The organism is Ruegeria sp. YTSA135 (assembly GCF_059610165.1).
Genome location: NZ_JBXWNC010000025.1, coordinates 1 through 17,091, shown reverse-complemented (window position 1 = coordinate 17,091; position 17,091 = coordinate 1). Strand labels below are relative to the sequence as shown.

General features: G+C 53.3%; 22 protein-coding genes. 11 read left to right on the top strand and 11 right to left on the bottom strand.

Annotated elements, in window-relative coordinates:
- Positions 1–8: 8 nt before the first annotated feature.
- The 7 genes from soxB to AC2FIT_RS21050 all read right to left on the bottom strand — a co-directional run bounded on the left by soxB (position 9) and on the right by AC2FIT_RS21050 (position 5,478).
- On the bottom strand, positions 9–1,706 hold the full coding sequence (gene soxB / locus AC2FIT_RS21080) for a thiosulfohydrolase SoxB (protein WP_496832184.1): 1,698 nt from the start codon (positions 1,704–1,706) through the stop codon (positions 9–11).
- An 87-nt stretch (positions 1,707–1,793) separates the two neighbouring features.
- Entirely contained in the window at positions 1,794–2,639 is an 846-nt protein-coding gene (soxA, locus tag AC2FIT_RS21075; protein WP_496832182.1) for a sulfur oxidation c-type cytochrome SoxA, read from the bottom strand.
- A gap of 70 nt (positions 2,640–2,709) precedes the next feature.
- Positions 2,710–3,039, bottom strand: coding sequence for a thiosulfate oxidation carrier complex protein SoxZ (gene soxZ, locus AC2FIT_RS21070; protein WP_496832180.1), 330 nt, complete (start codon positions 3,037–3,039; stop codon positions 2,710–2,712).
- 34 nt (positions 3,040–3,073) lie between these two features.
- Entirely contained in the window at positions 3,074–3,490 is a 417-nt protein-coding gene (gene soxY, locus AC2FIT_RS21065) for a thiosulfate oxidation carrier protein SoxY (RefSeq protein WP_068338854.1), read from the bottom strand.
- 46 nt (positions 3,491–3,536) lie between these two features.
- Positions 3,537–4,013, bottom strand: a complete 477-nt coding sequence (gene soxX, locus AC2FIT_RS21060; protein WP_496832178.1) for a sulfur oxidation c-type cytochrome SoxX — start codon at positions 4,011–4,013, stop codon at positions 3,537–3,539.
- A gap of 131 nt (positions 4,014–4,144) precedes the next feature.
- A complete protein-coding gene (locus tag AC2FIT_RS21055; protein WP_496832176.1) occupies positions 4,145–4,723 on the bottom strand; it encodes a thioredoxin family protein in 579 nt (192 codons plus the stop codon).
- Positions 4,724–4,737: 14 nt separating this feature from the next.
- Positions 4,738–5,478: a cytochrome c biogenesis CcdA family protein gene (locus AC2FIT_RS21050; protein WP_496832175.1), complete on the bottom strand. Its 741-nt coding sequence runs from the start codon at positions 5,476–5,478 to the stop codon at positions 4,738–4,740.
- A gap of 147 nt (positions 5,479–5,625) precedes the next feature.
- On the opposite strand from AC2FIT_RS21050, the gene AC2FIT_RS21045 reads away from it, so the two are divergent.
- From AC2FIT_RS21045 to AC2FIT_RS21035, 3 genes are all read left to right on the top strand, one after another.
- Positions 5,626–5,931 carry a hypothetical protein gene (locus tag AC2FIT_RS21045; protein ID WP_496832173.1) on the top strand — a complete coding sequence of 102 codons (306 nt, stop codon included), beginning with the start codon at positions 5,626–5,628 and terminating at the stop codon, positions 5,929–5,931.
- 115 nt (positions 5,932–6,046) lie between these two features.
- A complete protein-coding gene (locus AC2FIT_RS21040) occupies positions 6,047–6,340 on the top strand; it encodes an ArsR/SmtB family transcription factor (RefSeq protein ID WP_068338846.1) in 294 nt (97 codons plus the stop codon).
- A gap of 41 nt (positions 6,341–6,381) precedes the next feature.
- Positions 6,382–7,443: a YeeE/YedE family protein gene (locus tag AC2FIT_RS21035; RefSeq protein ID WP_496832171.1), complete on the top strand. Its 1,062-nt coding sequence runs from the start codon at positions 6,382–6,384 to the stop codon at positions 7,441–7,443.
- Positions 7,444–7,963: 520 nt separating this feature from the next.
- On the opposite strand, the gene AC2FIT_RS21030 is transcribed toward AC2FIT_RS21035, so the two are convergent.
- Positions 7,964–8,185 (bottom strand): acyl-CoA thioesterase family protein, encoded by a 222-nt coding sequence (locus tag AC2FIT_RS21030; RefSeq protein WP_496832224.1) that lies wholly within the window; start codon positions 8,183–8,185, stop codon positions 7,964–7,966.
- On the opposite strand from AC2FIT_RS21030, the gene AC2FIT_RS21025 reads away from it, so the two are divergent.
- The 3 genes from AC2FIT_RS21025 to AC2FIT_RS21015 all read left to right on the top strand — a co-directional run bounded on the left by AC2FIT_RS21025 (position 8,136) and on the right by AC2FIT_RS21015 (position 10,586).
- Positions 8,136–8,588 (top strand): tautomerase family protein, encoded by a 453-nt coding sequence (locus tag AC2FIT_RS21025; RefSeq protein WP_496832169.1) that lies wholly within the window; start codon positions 8,136–8,138, stop codon positions 8,586–8,588. The genes AC2FIT_RS21030 and AC2FIT_RS21025 overlap by 50 nt on opposite strands.
- A gap of 398 nt (positions 8,589–8,986) precedes the next feature.
- The gene (locus tag AC2FIT_RS21020) at positions 8,987–10,318 is read left to right on the top strand and encodes a DEAD/DEAH box helicase (protein WP_496832167.1); all 1,332 of its coding nucleotides are present in this window, start codon (positions 8,987–8,989) and stop codon (positions 10,316–10,318) included.
- A gap of 58 nt (positions 10,319–10,376) precedes the next feature.
- Positions 10,377–10,586, top strand: a complete 210-nt coding sequence (locus AC2FIT_RS21015) for a cold-shock protein (RefSeq protein WP_170329064.1) — start codon at positions 10,377–10,379, stop codon at positions 10,584–10,586.
- Between the two features lie 322 nt (positions 10,587–10,908).
- On the opposite strand, the gene AC2FIT_RS21010 is transcribed toward AC2FIT_RS21015, so the two are convergent.
- A complete protein-coding gene (locus AC2FIT_RS21010) occupies positions 10,909–11,385 on the bottom strand; it encodes a MarR family winged helix-turn-helix transcriptional regulator (protein WP_496832166.1) in 477 nt (158 codons plus the stop codon).
- Positions 11,386–11,593: 208 nt separating this feature from the next.
- Here AC2FIT_RS21010 and AC2FIT_RS21005 point away from each other — a divergent pair, with 208 nt between their 5' ends.
- The 5 genes from AC2FIT_RS21005 to AC2FIT_RS20985 all read left to right on the top strand — a co-directional run bounded on the left by AC2FIT_RS21005 (position 11,594) and on the right by AC2FIT_RS20985 (position 15,531).
- Positions 11,594–12,124, top strand: coding sequence for a GNAT family N-acetyltransferase (locus tag AC2FIT_RS21005; RefSeq protein ID WP_496832164.1), 531 nt, complete (start codon positions 11,594–11,596; stop codon positions 12,122–12,124).
- Between the two features lie 38 nt (positions 12,125–12,162).
- A complete protein-coding gene (locus tag AC2FIT_RS21000) occupies positions 12,163–12,561 on the top strand; it encodes a helix-turn-helix domain-containing protein (RefSeq protein WP_496832163.1) in 399 nt (132 codons plus the stop codon).
- A 68-nt stretch (positions 12,562–12,629) separates the two neighbouring features.
- Positions 12,630–12,905 (top strand): helix-turn-helix domain-containing protein, encoded by a 276-nt coding sequence (locus AC2FIT_RS20995; RefSeq protein ID WP_496832161.1) that lies wholly within the window; start codon positions 12,630–12,632, stop codon positions 12,903–12,905.
- Between the two features lie 1,613 nt (positions 12,906–14,518).
- The gene (locus AC2FIT_RS20990; RefSeq protein ID WP_496832159.1) at positions 14,519–15,208 is read left to right on the top strand and encodes a hypothetical protein; all 690 of its coding nucleotides are present in this window, start codon (positions 14,519–14,521) and stop codon (positions 15,206–15,208) included.
- A 74-nt stretch (positions 15,209–15,282) separates the two neighbouring features.
- Positions 15,283–15,531, top strand: coding sequence for a ParB N-terminal domain-containing protein (locus tag AC2FIT_RS20985; protein ID WP_039524390.1), 249 nt, complete (start codon positions 15,283–15,285; stop codon positions 15,529–15,531).
- Here the strand turns inward: AC2FIT_RS20985 and AC2FIT_RS20980 are convergent.
- Both AC2FIT_RS20980 and AC2FIT_RS20975 read right to left on the bottom strand, forming a co-directional pair.
- Entirely contained in the window at positions 15,523–16,392 is an 870-nt protein-coding gene (locus AC2FIT_RS20980; protein ID WP_496832157.1) for a fatty acid desaturase, read from the bottom strand. The two genes, AC2FIT_RS20985 and AC2FIT_RS20980, sit on opposite strands and share 9 nt — an antisense overlap.
- A 216-nt stretch (positions 16,393–16,608) precedes the next feature.
- Complete coding sequence (locus AC2FIT_RS20975) at positions 16,609–16,815, bottom strand: cold-shock protein (protein WP_496832155.1); 207 nt, start codon at positions 16,813–16,815, stop codon at positions 16,609–16,611.
- Between the last annotated feature and the right edge of the window lie 276 nt (positions 16,816–17,091).

Below are 17,091 nucleotides of genomic sequence, written 5' to 3'. Positions count from 1 at the left end.
TCTGTTTTTTAAGCGCCGACAACATCGACACTGGTGTTCTCTTGCACCGTGACGGTGCCAAGGTTGCGAATGTGGTTTTCGACGACATCCCAGACCGGCGGCCCCTCGGTGCCTTCGTTGACACTGGCCCAACCAGCAACGACGTAGGTTTTCGACGGGTCAATCGGCTCACCAGTTTTGAGCAGGGTCATTTCGCTGATCCGTTGCCCTTGCGGCTTGGTCACATCGATGCGGTAGCCAAGCCCACCGACGCGAACCATGTCGCCGCCCTGCTGATAATAGGGATCGGGATTGAACAGGTTGTCACCCACATCCTCAAGGATCACATGGATGAATTCCCCCGTCATTTCTGTACGATACGCATTCGGATAAGACATTGAGGTCACGTTCCATATGTCCTCGCGCGTAATCTCCTGGCCCGGCAGGATTGACGGCCCCCAACGGACGCCGGGTGACATCGCGATATCCGCTTCGCGCTCGCTAAGCAGCGCATCGCAGATCAGGTCATCCCAAGTGCCATTGAAATTGCCACGGCGGTAGAGCAACGACTCCGTTTTGCCGATCACCTCGCGCAGCGTGGTTTCATATGGCGCCCGCTGTTCGTCGATCAGGGCAGTGATCGCGGGATCAGGTGCGATGACGTCCGAAAAGATCGGAATCAGCTTGTGCTTCAGCCCCATCATCTGCCCATCCCGCACGTCCAGATCCACGCGGCTGACGAACTTGCCGTTTGAGCCTGAGGCGATGATATGCGTCTTACCCACCAGAACCGGCTCGGGCAGCGCGTCATGGGTGTGACCGCTCAGGATCACGTCTATCCCCTGAACCCGGCCTGCCATCTTCTTGTCCACGTCAAAGCCGTTGTGACTTAGGACGACAACGACATCCGCACCGGCATCGCGAACCTCGTCCACCATTGCCTGCATGTTCTCATCCCGAATACCGAAAGAGTATTCAGGGAACATCCAGCCTGGGTTCGCGATGGGCATGTAGGGGAACGCCTGCCCTATCACGGCGACCTTGGCACCACCCCGGTCGAAGAACTTGTAGGGCTTGAACAGCTCGGCGGGCTCATCCCACTCGGCATCAAAGATGTTCTGGCCCAAAGCGGCAAAGGGCAGCCCTTCGACAATCTCGTTAACCCGGTCGCTGCCCAACGTGAATTCCCAATGGAATGTCATCGCATCAGGTTTCAGCGCATTCATGACGTTGACCATGTCCTGACCAGCCGTCTGATAGCAGGTGTACGATCCGTGCCAGGTGTCGCCGCCGTCCAGCAGCAAAGCGTCTGGGCGGTCCGCGCGGATAGCGTTGATCACGGTGGACACACGGTCCAAGCCACCAACCCGGCCGTAGGTTTTCGCCAGCGCCGCGAAATCATTGTAGGTCAGCGCGTAGGCGGACGGGCTTCCATCTTCGATCCCGTAAGCCTTGCGGAATGCGGCCCCTGTAACATGCGGCATCTGCCCCCGTGCATCGCCAATACCCAGATTTATCTCGGGTTCACGGAAGTAAATCGGTTTGAGTTGCGCGTGAATGTCTGTGACATGGATCAGGCTGATATTGCCAAAGGTCTCGAACTCCAGCAGTTGATCCTGCGACAGACTTTGCTGTGCAGCAAGTCTGGCCCAGTTCCCGAACCCAGACGCCCCGTACAGTGCCGAAGCAGCCATCGAAACCTGCAAGAAGTCACGTCGCGAAATCATCTATTGGCTTTCCTGTTATTCATATAAATGTGTGAATGTTTAACGTACGAAAAACCCGCGCTGGATATCGCCCACGCGGGTCATTCGTTATTGACGTACAGCCGGTGTTTCCACGGAAAGCCCATTGCCACGCGAAGCCACATAGAGCTCCAAAGCACGGAACTCATCTGATCCTTCCGCAAAAGTCTCTGCCCGCGTGTCGCGAATACAGCCGCGAAAACGATTGTGGCGCGAAATCAACTTGGCCTGTTTCAGGCGATAAGTCGGGAACCCGTTGATCATACCTTGGCTCAGGTGATCGGCACGGATCATGTTGCCCCAGTTGTCTTCATGACAATTGGCACAGCTCAGCTCCAACTGACCGTAGCGGGTATAATACATTTCCTTGCCCTGCTCCCAATATGGGGCGGCATCGCCATCAATGGCGACGTTCATTGGCATCCCGCGTGACTGCAGACCGATCAATGCGACCATACCCTGCATTTCTCCACCAGACCATTTCCAGGCATCAGCCTCCATACGGTCCGTGCGGCACCTGTTGATCAGATCTTCCATTACCACCAGTTTGCCGCTTTCGGCGTCGACCTTGGGCATGGATGCCTGCAATCCTTTGAAGCTTTCCACCCCATCGTGGCACGAAGCACAGCTTTCACCAGCGGCACCATCGACCGTCGCAAAGAGGTCGACAGCCTGATCGACGAAGATCATTGCTGGATTGTCAAAATCATCGATTTGCAGTGCTTGCGTTTCATCAGTGCGGAAATGCCAACCCGAATAGATCGTATCCAAACTCTCCAGGTGCGCCGGAGCTTCAGTGACCGAGGTCATATTCAGTTCGCCATTGATCACAAGATTCTCTTCGTCCGGTCCGGCCATTACTGCAACTGGGAAAACCAGAATTGCCGTGATCGCCGTAAGTGCCTTGGTATTCATTGCATTCCTCCCTTGGTGGACCAGCGCAAGAATTCATAACCAGCGCTGATCTTCCTTAGTGGTCAAGCCGTCAGGCGATCTCGATCGATTTTTTCTCGTCGTAGACAGAGCCGTCATCATCGTACCAGGTAAAGACGAACTCACCGGCTTCGGGTACGGTCGCTTCAAACTGGAAGTACGGATTGGTCGAAATCGCCGGTTCCATAGTCACGTCAATCACCATTTCGCCGTTAAACTCGCAGGTGAAACGGTTGATGATCGAACGCGGAATGACGTTGCCTTCTTTATCCTTGCGCTGACCGCTTTCCATCTTATGGCTGATCAGTGTCTTGATCGTGATGGCTTCACCAGCAGCAGCTGTCTTTGGAACCTTGACGCGGGGTTTTACACCGGATGCCATTGGTCAATCTCCTGTTCTTCGGGGCGCTTGGCGATCAACCGCCGCAGCCGCCGATTGTTACTTTTACGGTCGCGGATGCCTTGGCAAAGCTGCCATCTGCCATCTTGGCCACAGCAATAACATCTTGCGTTCCGGCAAGACGGATGCGGGTTGAAGCGGCTTGCGCAGCGGCCAGCGGGCCGAAGTTGAACGTTGCAACGCCCGGTTCGGGGTTGCCCGCGGCCACGATGAGAATTGAAGCAGCACCCGGCGCGCTGACTTCGATCGGTACGGTGTTCCCGTTTTCAGCGATTTCCGGTGCCGTCAGTGTAACACCGCCGTCGGCCACATCTGCCCCGCCTGTAAATGCAGCGATCGCATCTTCAGCGGCTGCATTTGCGCGTAGCGGCATAATTGTCAGGAACGCGGCGCCCAGCCCAAGGGCCAGAGTCTCGCGGCGAGAGAGTTCCATATTCAATCTCCTTTAAATCCTCGTAAGTTCACACCGGAGGGCGTGACTACTCCTCTTTCAGGGTCGCAAGAAACGCGACCACGTCCTCGATTTCCTGTGCGGTCAGGATCGACGCCAAAGGCGCGCTGGGAGCTTTGCCGGTATAGGCGTCGCCCGGACGAATATAGCCGTCATCCTTGTAGAACGCCGGCATCACCGTACCTTCGAACGTCATCTTTGCGTTCGCGATCAATCCACGAAGCTCTGCTTGGGTCCAACGATCACCGGCCCCATCCAGCATTGGACCAACTTCGCCATGGAACGGAATGTCCGCCAAAGCCGTGACCGCGTGGCACGCCACGCAATTGCCTTTCGACTTGTCGCCAACGATGAGCGCACCATTGGCCGCATCACCGGCAACGCCGGTCAGAGAAACTTCGACAGCACCATATTCATCGTAGGTTACGTCTTTCGGGTCTGTATCTGCCGCAGATGCGGCAAAGCCTGTCATTGCGCAGACCAAAGTTAAGAGTCTCAGCTTCATGATCCCTCCCATTTGCTAACTCGCCGCTGGCGCCTTGCGACCCAAAGCCTTTGTGTACCGTAGTCGACGAGCACGGCTTATCGCAACATTAAATTCATTATAGTGAATTTTTTTATTTGTAATGACAGCATTCAATCGCTCGAAACATCGTTTCGCTCCTGAATGCGTCGAGCATGATAGCGCTGGAAATCTTCACCATTATCAAGCTCATATCTTTTCTCTTCGACCCAGGTGAAAAGGTCCAGGGTTGTTCCCTTGGAGAACGCTCCCGGCATTACAGCAACCGCAGCATCAATGGCTGTGGCAGCCTCGGGGACCTCTTGCGGTAGAAATACAAGCGTTGGGGTAAACAGAATCCCCCATTTGCGCATTAACGCTCTTTGCTCATCCTCTTGCCCGTCAAAGTCGGTGGCCGTCGTGCTGCCATGCAAATCTAATTGGACGACGAAGAAATTCTCTTCGATAAACGCCGCCAGGTCGGGCTGAGGGAACACCTCTTCGTGCATCTTTTTGCAGTAGATACAGCCCTGTTGTTCAATAAACAAAACCAACCGCTTGTTTTCACTGTTGGCCTCTTCAAGATCCTCGCGGAGGTCTTTGAACGTGTCACGCATCCAAGGTGTTTTATGCAATCCATCGTCGCCCAGATCAGCAGCGAAAACTGCCCCACCGATCAGGCATGCGATCAAAATTGACAAAGCTCGTGTCATATCTTCCTCCCAAATTACCCAATAGCTGCGAGCCACGGCATATGGTCGAGCATCCATTGTGCGATGTGATTGATGGAATTGGTGGCGATAAGAATGCCGAAGACGACCAGCAAACCGCCCATTGCCTTTTCTATAAGTGGTAAGTGCCTTCTGAACCGCGCCATCCATTGCATGAAGGGGCGAACCAGAAAGGCCGCCAGAACAAAGGGTGCAGTCATTCCAACCCCATAGACGAATAAAAGCACCGCCCCGCGCCAGGCCGTCTCAGTCCCGGCCGCCGTGAACAGGATCGCGGCAAGCACTGGCCCTACGCAGGGTGTCCAGCCAAAAGCAAACGCCAATCCAAGAACATATGCCCCAATCAGGCTTACGTTTGATGTCTCGCCAACGTCCGCGCGAAACTGGCGATACAGGAACCCGATGCGAATAAACCCAAGGAAATGCAGGCCCATCGCAATGATGATAGCCGCTGCGATCCAACGCAGGATGTCGAAATACTCTCGTACCATCTGGCCAAATATCGAAGCGGTCGCTCCAAGTGCCATAAAGATCGTTATGATCCCTGCCGCAAATGCGATGGCCGAAAACGTAGCTCTGCGACGAACGGTACCAGAAATGGCGGAACCAGCAGAAATCTGATCGATCCCGACCCCCGCCAGATAACTGAGGTAGAAAGGTACAATAGGCAGGATGCAGGGCGACACAAAAGATAACAGTCCTGCGACCAAAGCTCCTGCAAATGTAATGTCGAGCATGGTCAAACCTGTCCTGACGCACTATCATTCACACATTCAAAATAATAAAGATATCGCTGCGGTCAATCGGAGCTTAAGATGCGCCAATTATTTCTGCTCTTACTTGCAACTACGTTGCTTCTTTCTCCCGTGGCATTACGGGCAGAAATGACGCTTCTGATGGCCGAAGAAGATGGGTGCATGTGGTGTGCCCGCTGGGATTCCGAAATCTCAGAGATCTACCCAAAATCACCCGAAGGAAATGCCGCTCCGCTGCAACGCATTGATATCCACGCAGCCATGCCTGATGGCATCACATTGGAACGGCCTCTTTACTACACGCCAACCTTTGTTCTGCTGGACAATGGCCAAGAGGTCGGCCGAATCGAAGGTTATCCCGGTGAGGACTTTTTCTGGGGGTTGCTGGGCGTTTTGCTACGTGACGCTGGGGTTCCGATTAAGGCCTCTGGATAAACTGCTGCAGATTACATAAACTATTTTGAATACTTGAAGCCATGAAAGCGAGGCGATCTTGTTGGACAAATCTTCGAAACTGCCAGTGTTCTCAAAGGATACGTGCTCCGAAGACATGGACAGAATGATGGAGAATGCTCAGACGGCATCAAGTTTCCTCAAGGCAATCAGTCATGAGGGACGCCTGATGATTCTGTGTTATCTGTCGTCAGGGGAAAAATCTGTAACGCAGATGGAAGAAATGCTTTCGGCACGTCAGGCTGCCGTGTCTCAACAATTATCGCGCTTACGCTTTGAGGGCTTGGTGAAAACGCGACGCGAGGGGAAAGCGATCTACTACAGATTGGCTGATGATCGATCGACGCAAATACTAGAAGTCGTTTACGATCTTTTCTGTAGGGAAAAGTAGAAGCCGGTCAGAAAACCGCCAGCTTTGGGAGGAGACTGGCAATGTTCGAAGAATTGGGAGACGCAAATACAGTTGCTCTGATCGGTTTGATTGGTGGCATCGTATTGGGACTGGCCGCACGTGTCGGTCGCTTTTGCACATTAGGTGCAATCGAAGACTACCTATACGCAGATGATGACCGGCGGCTGCGGATGTGGGCAATTGCGATCGGAGTTGCAATTGTCGGCAGCCACACAGCTATGGCTTTCGGGTGGCTGGACCCTGTCGGAACAAGGTACCTTGCGCAGACCTGGAACCCGCTCGGATCAATCGTGGGTGGCCTCATGTTCGGTTACGGAATGGCGATCAGCGGAAACTGCGGCTATGGCGCGCTGGCAAGGCTTGGGGGCGGCGACCTGCGATCATTCGTCATCGTTTTGATCATGGGTCTTTCTGCTTACGTCGTAATGTCCGGACCCCTGGCATATCTGCGGGTTTGGGTCTTTCCTGTGGAAACGGATATCGATAACCCCCAGAGTATAAGCTTTCTTTCCGAACGGCTGACCTCTTTTCCAGCTTGGCTCGTCGGCTCAGTTATCGGCGTTGTTTTGGTGATTTTAGCCTTGGCGAACCAGCGCTTCCGCCGCACTCCGGCACAAGTGTTTTGGGGAACTGTCGTTGGGCTGGCGATCGTCTCAGGTTGGCTTGGCACCAATTGGGTTGCGACACATGGCTTTGACGGCGAACCGGTGCAAACCCATACCTTTGCCGCTCCCCTTGGTGATACGATATTCTACCTGATGACAGCGTCCGGAAACACGTTGTCCTTTGCGGTTGGCTCAGTCTCAGGCGTTCTCATTGGCGCGTTTTTGGGATCCTGGTCCAAAGGCCATTTCCGATGGGAAGCATGCGAAGATCCGCGTGAGCTCAAGCGGCAAATGCTGGGCGCGGCGATTATGGGTCCAGGAGCGATCATCGCGGTTGGTTGCAGCGTCGGACAAGGCATATCTGCCTTCTCACTTCTGACCTACAGCGCGCCTGTAACCTTCGCTGCGATATTTGTAGGTGCAGCCCTTGGATTGAGACAACTCGTGTCTGGACTGTCTTTCATAACTGAGCGTTGAGTTCACTGTCCAAGTCAGTCAGGATCGGGCTTCGCGCCGGCGCAGTACACGCGCTGCACAGAAGCTTAATAGAATATGGTTAGGTTGCTATGGTGCTGGCATTTCTGCCATCATCATAACTAATCAGAGTTTTTTTCCTTCTGACTTCATCCTTGATCACCCCGCAAAGGACACGCCAAAGCTTGCCGTACCGTCGCGTCAGCGCCTCCAGATTCTGTAACCGGAAATAACAGCCATGGTTTTAGGACGGACGAAGCTTTGGGATGTAACGTCATTTTTTCACCGATCCGCTGGCTTCTTTTGCATTCGTAGCGAACGGCAGAAGCGACGGGCTGCACCCCGGCACAGAACTCCGGTTGGTTGCATCAAACGGCCTAGGAAGTATTGACAAAAGGGATACACATTGTGGGACAGGCGTGATTCAAGCTGGTATCTACGATGGAGACCAGCTTGGCATGAGACCTGATGACCGATGCCCGAAAGTCTTTCTGTCCGCAATCGCCGTCGCGGCTCTCGTCATCTACTGGCTATGTGTCCTGAGCGTAGGGTCAATCGCTACAACTTCCGTCTCCAGCCGTATCGAGTCGCCAGCAGTAAGCTCTGCGCGGAAATCGCTTTGGGCGTTGACAACAGCGAATGAAACTCGGCGGCCCATTCGTATATCATTTGCAGTTAAACCCAATTCAGATTGAATGGCGATTACACCGTCGAAACATGCGGCGAAGTACTTCGAAACATTCATATGTCCAAGAAAATCGCAATCCGTTGGATCAACAACCGAGCGAAATGAAACCATTGCTGACATGTGGTTACTCCTCTCGAACTGCATAGAATTCTTACAAGAAAGGGCATTGCATGTCATCTTGTCGAACAATCGGCCAAGTACAGACCAGCATTTTGGTAAGTCTAAAGAAATGGAGTGTGCGATGCCCTCAATTGAAATTCAGGTGCTTGAAAGTGTGTTTTCGGCAGAAGAAAAAAGCAAGATAATACAAAATGTCACCAAGGCCTTCGGTGAAGTCACCGGGCAAACGATACAGAATGGAACGTCTGTCCGGTTGCTAGAAGTGAGCAGCGGTTCCTGGGGTTACGCGGGTAACATTCTAACTACACAAGACGCTTTGGAGATGCGCGCCCGTGGTTGACAAAACATCTTAGGACCGGGTCAGTTTTCGGCAGCTTTGGCCCACAGCGGTCATTTTCCGCGGGTTGCATACTTGGCTGATTGCAGCCCGAAGCGGACATTCACAAGTAGACTTTGCAGGTTCTAGGATGCGCAATAGACTGAACCTTGGGCCGATGTCCGCTCCGAAATGAGTTGTTGCTTTCTTCACCTTTGCTCTTTAGAGGAGTCGTAACGCTGCGTGTGGATGACCAAATCAGCGGCAAAGTATTCTCGCCCGTGATCCCCAGATCGTTGTCTTGAATAGCTCCTTGAGAGCAACGAAACGACGGCGGCTATTTCATACGAGCTTCCCAGTAGATTAGAGAGACCAAGTGCCGATAGCGGTGAACCGCGTTTATGGCACGAGACCAAACGCTTTTGACGACATTTGACACCCTCGGCCTTGCCGAGCCCATCCTGAAGGCCATCAAGGCTCAGGGATATTCGACCCCTACGCCCATTCAGGCCAAGGTCATTCCGCTGCTGCAATCTAAGCGCGACGTGATCGGCATTGCCCAGACCGGCACAGGAAAAACCGCCTCATTCGTATTGCCCCTGTTGCATCGGATTGAGCGTGATAGATCAAAACCCGCTCCGAAACAGTGCACGACATTGATCCTGACGCCGACGCGCGAGCTTGCGGCGCAGATCGTGGACAACATCCGCGCTTACAGCAAGTTTAGCCAGATCACGGCGACACTTGTCGTCGGTGGCGTACGCCCCGGCGGGCAGATCAAGACTCTCAGCGGCGGTGTGGACATTGTGGTGGCAACACCCGGACGCCTGCTCGACCACCTTGGCACAGGCGTTATCAACCTGTCCGCAACCAAAGCCATTGTGGTGGATGAGGCCGATCAGATGCTGGATTTGGGCTTTCTGCCCAGCATTCGCAAGATCATGGCCAAACTGCCCGAGAAACGCCTGACGGCGCTGCTTTCGGCAACAATGCCGGGGCAGATCAGAAAGCTTGCCGATGACTTTCTGAGCGATCCGGCAGAGGTTCAGGTGGCGGCTGTTTCAACGCCGATTGAACGGATCGCGCAAAGCGTCAAGCATGTGGCCAAGCAGGACAAACGCCGTGTTCTGGCAGATATTCTGTCGGACAAGGACGTGCATCGTGCGGTCGTGTTTACACGCACCAAACGCGGTGCCGATAACGTCTGCAAGCACTTGATTGCAGCCGGGATCAACTCCGCCGCCATTCACGGGAACAAAAGCCAGCCTCAACGCGAACGCGCTATGGCGGGTTTTCGGTCAGGGGCAACCACTGTCCTTGTAGCCACCGATATTGCCGCACGCGGGATAGACATCGACGATGTATCCCATGTGGTAAATTATGAGCTTCCAAATGTGCCAGAATCCTACGTGCATCGCATTGGTCGGACAGCACGTGCAGGCAGAACTGGCACCGCGATTTCACTGTGTGATCGCGAAGAGATACCGCTCCTGCGGGATATTGAAAAGTTAATTGGCAACCAGTTGCCAAGTGACCTAAATCCGCCAGCCGCGCCTGTGAAACGCGATCGCAATGCAAAACCGCAAAGGCTCAGCGTTGCCAATCTTACACCTCCGCCAAAGCCGCGAACGGTTAGCCACGCAACGCGCCAGCGAAACGGACACCAACAACACCAGATCGTCCCCTCCCAAGCGCAGGACGGTCTTATGCGAATGCTCTCCAACATTGGTGAGTTTACCCAACCTGCTGCCTGAGCGCAGCTAGCAGCCCGGCCAATCCCGGCGGGGCACATGTCATTGAAAGGATAACCTCATGACGACCGGAACAGTAAAATGGTTCAACGAAACTAAAGGCTACGGCTTCATCGAATTGGATAACGGCAGCGGTGACGCGTTCGTACACATCAGTGCGGTTCAGCGCTCTGGCCTCGACAGCCTGAAAGAAGGCGCAAAGGTCGGCTTCGATCTGAAAGAAGACCGGATGCGTGGCAAGACATCCGCCGAAAACCTGCAATTGCAGTAGGCAATTCACAAACGATACCAGACTGCGGCTGCAATTGTCGCTGTCTGGAACCCTAGGCATTCAGAACCAGCCATTTGCTGCGCAGCGACTAACCGACATGTTGGGTTCAGTGCTGCCGTTCCCTGCGGTAAGCATGATTGGCTGGTCGCAGTCCAAAGCGGAAGTGTCGTTCCAAAAGGAGATATTGGCTGCTTGCCCGCAATGAATGCGTGGCAATGAAAGATCGACCAAGTTGACGACGGGTCCGTTTAAGCTGCCAAGTCCTTTCTTGAAAAACGCCTCGACAAAGAGGCGCGTGAAGAGGGTCGGTCATTCCGGCCTATTATTCCGCCTTGTTCAAATCGCCGGTTGTCAGGATCGCGCCAGCCTGAAGGTCTTCGGCGTCTAGCATCGTTGCAACCCTTTCGAGCGCGGCAACAAGCATTGCTTGCTCCCAGTCCTGCATTTGCTTGAACCGCCGCACATAGAGCTGTTGCAGCGGATCTGGGGCGTCCTCCAGGATCTGCCGCCCGCGATCCGTGATCAGAATATTGGTCTGCCGTCGGTCGGTCAGGGATTTCTCGCGCACAACCATGCCGCCCGAAACCAGCTTGTCCACCAGCGCAGTGACTGTTGCCTGGCTGACATGCATGCGCATTGAAATTGCTTTGGCCGTGGTTTGCCCCGTCTCGCCAATCACTTGCAGCACACGAAGCTGGACCGCGGTCAGCCCGGCGGATTGCGCCAGTTCCCGGCCGGACATCTCGGTGGCGCGCAGGATTTGTCGCAGGGCGACAAGGCTGCTGTCGATACGATCCATGTATCTACTCCGCATTCGATTGGAGTGAGATTGTCAAATTTGTATTGATTGCTCAAGTGTTAGCGGAATGTAAAATGATTAGTTTTGCAAATTAAAATATCGTAAAAAGAGATGAATTCATCGCGGATTTGTAAATTTTATCATTGCATTTTGAGTTTGAACTTTCGTGTGTTACTTAGCTAATTAAAGTTTATTGATGGAGTGGTACATGCAGCATGCTTTGGAGCTGTTCGAACAAGCTATTCCGTTGTTGCGTCCAGCTTTGTCGGAAGATGGCGCAGCGGTGTCTTCGCTGTCCAGAACCGCGGATCAGGAAGCCATTGGTTATTTGCTTGGCGACCTGGCGACGTTTGATGACTACAAAGAATTCTCCATCATTGCGGAACTGGATGGAGACCTGGTCGCCGCGATGCTGGCTTATGTTCTGCCATGTGACCCTGAGACCCTGTTTGTCTGGCTGGTTGGCGTTTCAGAGGGTGAGGCTGACAAGGGCGTTGCGTCGCTGATGCTGGCGCAGGTGATGCGTCGGGACGTCTGCGCCGATGTCACCCGTGTCCAGACTGTGACTACGTCCAACAACGAGTGCACCTGGGCGTTGTTCCGTCGTTTTGCGCGTTGGCAGCGGTCCCGGATGGACATTCAACCCTTCATCAAACAGGCGCTGACCCCATATCGCCGCCATGAAAACAGCAACCTTGTGACGATCCGTCTTGAGGATCGTAGCGAATTCGCGGCCTGACCGCGCCATGACATTTTCAATCAAAGTGAGAAAGCAGAATGAACGTAGCTACGACCATATCAAACGACACCTCATACTATGGTGATGAAGCGGCAACTCTGGGTGATCGGATTGTCGCTGCGCGCGAAGCCGTGGGATACTCTCAAAAGAAGCTTGCCAGTCGCCTAGGCGTCAAATTGAAGACCATTCAGGGATGGGAAGAGGATCGCACAGAGCCGCGTGCAAACAAGGCGCAGATGGTGTCCGGCATACTTGGGGTCTCGCTGGTTTGGCTTCTGAGCGGTGAAGGAGAAGGTGTGCTTGATCCAACCGATACCACTTCCGGGTCGGAGGATATTCAAGGTATCCTTGATGAAATCCGGACCCTCCGAACGGATATGGCACAGACGACCCGCAGATTGAGCGCTGTCGAAAAACGCCTGCGCACCAGACTTTGACATCTGCGCAATCGCGAACTTCGGGCATGACTTTTGCACATGCCTCAAACGACAATAATAGGGAGCAGATGATGACAGGACCGGACCCCAGCCTTGTGCCCGTTGATCTGGCGCACGGCGCCCGCTCGGACACCAATTCCGAGCCCGTCGCTACACCGCTTGAGGTCCGCGAAAAGGCGGGCTTGACCGCGGTCGAAATGGCCGAACTTATCGGGATGAGCGAGTTTGGTTACAAGTTGTGGGAGAGCGGCGCTCGCCGCCCCGGAGGGCCTGCGTATAAGCTCCTTGCGCTACTGGATGCTCATCCAAAAGAAACAGTTACTCGTCTTCGAGAACAGATTTGAACGATACCCATGCAGATCGCTTCGTTTTGCTTGCCAGCCGTGGACACGATTGGTCTCGCTGTCAGGCCAGGAACAGAACTCAAATTTACTTTGGCAATGGGCCGATCACACTGCGGTATCAATGTGCCCAGAATTCCTGTCTCACCATTTTGCCTTAGTACCCGAAATTGGCCTGGAAGCAGACTTTCAACGCAATGCGTTCGTGAAGCTGCACTGAGCATCACAGAACTCAGTTTGTGCAAGTTCGTCATTAACTCGGTTTCAAAGGTGGTATCACGCTGAATTTTTCCTCTCAGTTGTTCTCTAAGCCACCTAGTCACTCATCGGTCTCAAAAATAGCCATCTCCGTAGCACACGCTTCGTGACGAGGATGCATCCTTGACTCTTCACAGACTAAGAACCACAAGAGTGTATTGGGAAGATTTATTCGTCGCCGCGATGCTGCCGGCTTCGATGACCCAATGGCCTTCAGACTAACTGTAGCATGTGCCCCAGCATAGGAACGGGTTTCGCTGGGGTTTTCGTTATGAGCTCGTTTCTCGCAAGCATTCGCAACTGTCACCTGACAAGCCCCAGTCAACGCGTGACCCATGAAAGAAGGCGCCGTATGAACAGCACATTGCTCATAAATTGCGTGCTTGATGCCCGATAGATCAGGTCTCAGGCTTCGTTTAAATCAATCATTTACCGTGTCTGCGCGATGCATTCTTTGTTTGATACCGACACTCTTGGTGTTGCTCTCAGGAACGCAGCTTCCTGCCCAAGTCGCAGACAATGCCGACGGTTCGGTTTGTGACGAAGGTTTCGAAAACAAGAATGGATCCTGCCAAAGAACAGACGTACCAGAAAACGCTTATTTGACAGGCAGTTCCTATGGCAGTGGCTGGGAATGCAATCACGGTTTTAAGCATGTCGGGGCGTTTTGCCAGGAAATCAATGTTCCTGAGAATGCCTATCTTGCATCGACCGGAGATCGATGGGAGTGCAAACGGCTCTTCCAGCGAGTCGGGGACGAATGTGAAGAGGTGATTTCACCTCAAAATGGTTACGTCGGAACCCGGTTTGGAGCACAGGAAACGCACTGTAACTGGGGTTTTCAAAAGGAGGGTCAGGAGTGTGTTGCGATTAGTGTCCCTAGCAACGGTCGCCTGACTGACAAAAACAGCGCGGAAGGTTGGGTGTGCCTCAGAGGCTACAGAGCAACGGAGAGCGGCTGTGTGCCTGTGGCAATTCCACAGCATGCATATCTTGCACCTGAAACATATTCCGGATGGAAATGCGATCGTGGGTTTCGTGCAAACCGGGACAGGTGCGTTGCGATCCTTGTGCCTTCAAACGCTCATTTGAATCGAAGAGGTGATGGTTGGGAGTGTAATCGGCCGTTCACAAGGCAGAACGATAAGTGCACCGAAAACGTGCCGCGACAATAGGTTGGTCGGAGTCAATACCGCCTGACAAATCCGGAAGGACGAAGCCGTGAACCATAACTCGATAGACGAAAACCTGGGCAAAAGGCTCAAAGCCGAAAGGGCGCATCGCTGGTCCTACAGAGTTAAAATGTTTATCGCGTCAGCGGTGTTTGTTGCGGCGATAATAGTAGTGGTGTTTCTCTGATGCGCAAAAATGCCCCTCGAATAACCCTTCAGGACTCAATGATGTCAGCTCATAGTCTGCAACAAAAATCATTTCAGGACCGTAGTGTTCGAAAGTCGCGGAACGCTGACGTATCAGGAGTGATTGAAGTCGAATTTGGAAAGTACTTGATTAAGGCTGGCATTCTGAGCGGTAACTGCGTTGCGCGCGCTTTCCCCAAGCCACCAGCAAAAACGCAGGCAGTGATTGCCGATGCAGTTGGCGAAACACCGGCATTGGCCATTGAAGCCTTGAAAGAATTTCTCGAAGAACGCGACAGGAAACGAAGCGATCAACGCCGTTTGGAAGGAAACTCCGGCACCTTCGTTCCCAGTGAAAGAGAATACGCGGAGGCATTGCGACAGATCAGGCTCACCCCTGCGCAGGTTACAATGCTCAAAGCACTTACTATCGCAGGCAAGGACGGTCTGACCATTGGTCACTTGTCTCAGGCGGCCGGTTACAAATCGCGCGAGGCCTCCATCAAAGTTTTCAAGAAAATCGGGCTATTGATCGCAGAATATCTGGAACTGGACCTGCCCGAAGCCGGATCGGTACAGAATGATGGCGCCGCTCAGGTCCTGGCATTTTCTCACATTGAAAGTGACGATGAGCCAGCAACTTGGATTATGCATCAGGAACTGCGCGACGCTGTTCGTTCGGTTCTATGACGTATGTTCCTGCCCCCACCTTTGTAGCGAACTCTGAACCGGAATAAATGCACGAAAGGTTGCTAACCTAGCTTATGTTGGAGAAAAGACCATATCCGCTCGATCTGATCTATGTACCTGTGAAACGGGCGAAAACGCTTGATCAACAAAAAGTTCTGACGCTGGCCGAAGATATCCTGAAGAACGGTCAGAAGACCCCGATCCAGATACGCTCGGACAACAAGAGGTTCGTGCTGATTGAAGGCCTTCACCGATTAGAGGCCATTCGCGCCTTGGGTGGTGATACGGTCGAAGCCTATCTGGTACGCGCCAGGCTACACTAAATGCCTATTGGAATTGGTGTTCGACAAGGCCTCGGAAAAGGTCAGCAGGCGCTGACTTTTTTCATCCCAAAGATGCAATCGCGCGCAATGAAGGCTTTCATATAGAGTAATACGCTGGCAGTTTTCCAACTCAGAATGGTCACGCAAAACCTCGTTTAGCCGGTAAAACGGTATGCGGCTGGCAAGGTGGTGAACATGGTGCACACCGATGTTGCCAGAGAACCAACGCAGGATGCCTGGCAGGGCATAGTGAGAACTGCCATAGAACGCGGCGTTCTGGAGATTCCATCCCTCTTCCCGATCCCAGGTTGTATGTTCAAACTGGTGTTGAATGTAGAACAGCCAAATACCAATTGACGATGCGACAATCACGGTTGGCAGGAAAACACTCGCCAACACCTCTAAGCCTCCGGCCCATAAAATCAGAGCCAATAACCCTGCAATTGCGGCGTTTGTTCCCATCGCACTTGCCCAGTACAGCCAGCCCGACCGCATGAAACCAACAGGTAAGCGGTATTGAAGAAAGAACGTATAGATCGGCGCAACACCGAACAGGAAGACGGGGTTCCGGGTTAGACGATACGCGGCACGCCCGAACCACTTCCGTTTCAGGTATTCCTCAATGGTCAAAGTAGGGATGTCACCCATACCACGCCGATCAAGGTTACCGGTTGAGGCATGGTGAATCGCATGGCTTTGCCGCCAAACGTCATAGGGTGTCACGGTAAGAACACCTAGAACCCGACCGGTCCAATTGCATGCGATGCGGCTTCTAAAGAAAGATCCATGACCACAATCATGCATAATGATGAAGATACGGACCAGAAATGCGGCATTCAGGACGGCCAGCAATATTGCCATCCAGACGCTAAATGACAACGCAAACCACGCTAGGGCCCATAGCGCGAATAAGGGGACAACAGTGATCGCAAGTTCAAAAACACTGCGCTTCGCATCGGGCACACGGTATTGTGCGAGCACCCGCGTCCAGTCTTTAGGTTGCAACTTACTTGTTCTCCAACGGCTCTTAGTTGCCCACTGTTCAAACGGGCACCCCATAAGGGTGCCCGTGGAAAGTCAAGCGAGTGCCAGATTGGCGGCGCTTTCGCGTCCGTCACGGCCAGCTTCGATGTCGAAAGTAACTTTCTGACCGTCTTTCAATTCGCTAAGGCCGGAACGTTCAAGTGCTGAGATATGTACGAACACGTCGCGCTTGCCATCTTCAGGCTCAATAAAGCCAAAACCTTTGGTCGAGTTGAACCATTTTACTGTGCCATTTGCCATGGTGGAGGTCTCCTAATACTTGCCGCCCGCATCATTGCGGCGACTCGGCGTGGTAGGTCTGAATCGAAAGACTGAACGCCGAATTGGGGAGACAGCAGGTCGAAAAAGAAAAACGTAAGCCTTGTGTATATGGACTTCGAGTACACACGATACAAGCCTTGATGCTTTGGCGGACAACAGATAATTTGAGCCTGTCTGGCCTACGCTCAGGACTCATAGCCAGTAGATGACGAGAGCCGCGAGGGCGATTTCGGACAGAAAGACTTTCGGGCATCG